General features: G+C 75.3%; 3 protein-coding genes. All 3 read left to right on the top strand.

Going from position 1 to position 2,588, the window contains the following annotated elements; translation table 11 throughout:
• Positions 1–546: CapA family protein (locus AB0I76_RS27465; RefSeq protein ID WP_357041304.1), on the top strand; the 546-nt coding region annotated here is incomplete at its 5' end.
• A gap of 66 nt (positions 547–612) precedes the next feature.
• A complete protein-coding gene (locus AB0I76_RS27470; protein WP_357041307.1) occupies positions 613–1,293 on the top strand; it encodes a GntR family transcriptional regulator in 681 nt (226 codons plus the stop codon).
• Positions 1,290–2,588 (top strand): MFS transporter (locus AB0I76_RS27475; RefSeq protein ID WP_357041311.1); only part of this gene is annotated, 1,299 nt, incomplete at its 3' end. The genes AB0I76_RS27470 and AB0I76_RS27475, both read left to right, overlap by 4 nt.

A 2,588-nucleotide genomic window follows, 5' to 3' on the forward strand; every position in this document is an offset into this window, starting at 1 on the left:
TGGGCGGCCACCCCGGCGGGAGCGGGGGTCGCGTACCTGCCGGAGGTGTCGGCCGCGTCGGCGGACCTGGTGCGGGACCGCATCGCCGCCGAGGTACGGCCCGGTGACCGCGTCGTGGTCTCGGTGCACTGGGGCTCCAACTGGGGGTACGAGGTGCCGGACGGGCATGTGGCGTTCGCCCGGCGTCTCGTCGACGGCGGGGTGGACGTGGTGCACGGGCACTCGTCGCACCACCCCCGTCCGGTCGAGGTGTACCGGGAGCGGCTGATCCTCTACGGCTGCGGGGACGTGGTCGACGACTACGAGGGGATCGGCGGCTTCGAGGCGTACCGGCCGGAGCTCCGCCTGCTCTGGCTGCCCACCCTGGACCCGGCGACCGGCCGCCTGCGCGCCCTGCGGGCCGCTCCGCTGCGGATCCGCCGCATGCGCCTGGAGCGGGCGGCGCCGGACGGGTCGGCCTGGCTCGCGGGGCTGCTCGACGGCTTCGGCCCGCCCTTCGCCACCGGCTTCCACCCGAGCGCCGACGGTCTGCTGCGCTGGCGGTGAGTGGGCGGCACCACTGCCCGGGGACGCGGTCCAGGCCCGGAGCGCGGCCGGCCGCATCATAGATACATGACGCATCCCTCGGCGCCCGAGCGGCCGTCCCCGGCCCCCCGCCCGACCGCGCCCTCCGCGGCCGAGCGCGCGTACCGGCACCTCAAGCGGGCCATCCTCGAACAGGTCCACCCTGGCGGGTCGCTGGTCAGCGAGGGGGAGATCGCCGAGGCGACCGGAGTGTCCCGCACCCCCGTGCGGGAGGCGCTGCTGCGGCTGGAGGCGGAGGGACTGGTCAAGCTGTACCCCAAGCGCGGCGCCCTGATCCGGCCCGTCTCCGCGCGCGAGATCACCGACGTGATCGAGGCGCGTCGCCTGGTCGAGCTGCACGCCGCGGAGCGGGTCTGGCCGCACCGCGCCGCCCTGCGGGTCGAGCTGGCCGCCCGGCTGGCCGAGATGCGCGCCGCCCACGCCGCCGGCGACCTCACCGCCCTGATGGCCGCCGACCGCGCCTTCCACGTCACCGTCGTGGAGACGGCCGGCAACGAGATCCTCGCCGAGCTGTACCACCGGTTGCGTGACCGGCAGTTGCGGATGGGGGAGGCGACCTTCCGGCTCTCGCCGGGGTGGGCAGAGGTCGCGCTCGCCGAGCACGCCGCGCAGCTCGCCGCCCTCGACGCCGACGATCCGCAGCCGTGGCTCACCGCCGTCGCCGCGCACATCGACAACGCCGCCACCGTGCTGCGGACGCTGCGGTGAGCGACACCTCCGCGCCGGTCGTGCCGCGTCGCTCCGCCGCGCTCGTCTGGGGCGTGGCCCTCGGCGCGTACGTGGCCGCGGTCTTCCACCGCAGCTCGCTCGGCGTCACCGGGGTCGACGCCGCCGACCGCTTCGACGTCAACGCCGCCGCGCTGGCCACCTTCTCGGTCGCGCAACTCGCCGTGTACGCGGCGATGCAGGTGCCGGTCGGCGTCCTGCTGGACCGGTTCGGCTCCCGCCGGATGCTGATCGCCGGCGGGGCGCTGATGGTCGCCGGTCAGCTCTGCTTCGCCGTCGCCACCGACGTGCCCCTGGCCGTGGCCGCCCGGGTGCTGGTCGGGCTGGGCGACGCGATGACCTTCATCAGCGTCCTGCGGATCGTGGCGTTCTGGTTCCCGGGCCGGCGGAACCCGCTGCTGACCCAGCTGACCGGCACGCTCGGCCAGCTCGGGGCGATCCTCGGCGCCGTACCGCTGGTGGCGCTGCTGCACGCCGCGGGTTGGACCGCCGCGTTCACGGTGGCCGCCGCGGTGGGCGCGACCGTGCTGCTCATGGTGGTCGCGGCCGTCCGGGACACCCCGTACCGGGAGACCGCGACCGGCCCGACACCCACCCTCGCCTCGGTGCGCCGGGAGCTCGCCGTCGCCTGGGCCACGCCCGGCACCCGGCTGGGCCTCTGGACGCACTTCGTCACCCAGTTCTCCGGCGCGGTGTTCGCCCTGCTCTGGGGCTACCCGTTCCTCGTGCAGGGGCAGGGGCTGAGCCCCACCGCCGCGGCGTCCCTGCTCACCGTGATGACCGTCGCCACCCTGCTGTCCGGGCCGGTGATCGCGCACCTGTGCGCCCGGCACCCGTACCGTCGGTCGGTCCTGGTCTTCGCCATCACCGCCGCCACGGCGGCGGTGTGGGCGGCCGTGCTGGCCTGGCCCGGTCGGTCCCCCGGCTGGCTGCTGGTCACGCTGGTGCTGGTCCTCGCGGTCAACGGCCCCGGCTCGGTCATCGGCTTCGACTACGCCCGTACCTTCAACCCGGCCACCCGGATCGGCAGTGCCACCGGCATCGTCAACGTGGGTGGCTTCGTCGCCTCGATCGTGCTGATCCTCGCCGTCGGGGTCGTGCTCGACCTGGCCACGCCGGCCGGGCGCGGCACGCCGGACCTGGCGGCGTTCCGGTGGGCCTTCGCGGTGCAGTACGTGCTCTGGGCCCTCGGTGCGGTCCAGGTGCTGCGCCGAACCCGGACTCGGACCGCTACACCGAACTCGACTTCGAGTACCAGCCGAACGGCGGTTGGGGCG

Source organism: Micromonospora sp. NPDC049799 (genome assembly GCF_040656655.1).
Lineage (GTDB): Bacteria > Actinomycetota > Actinomycetes > Mycobacteriales > Micromonosporaceae > Micromonospora.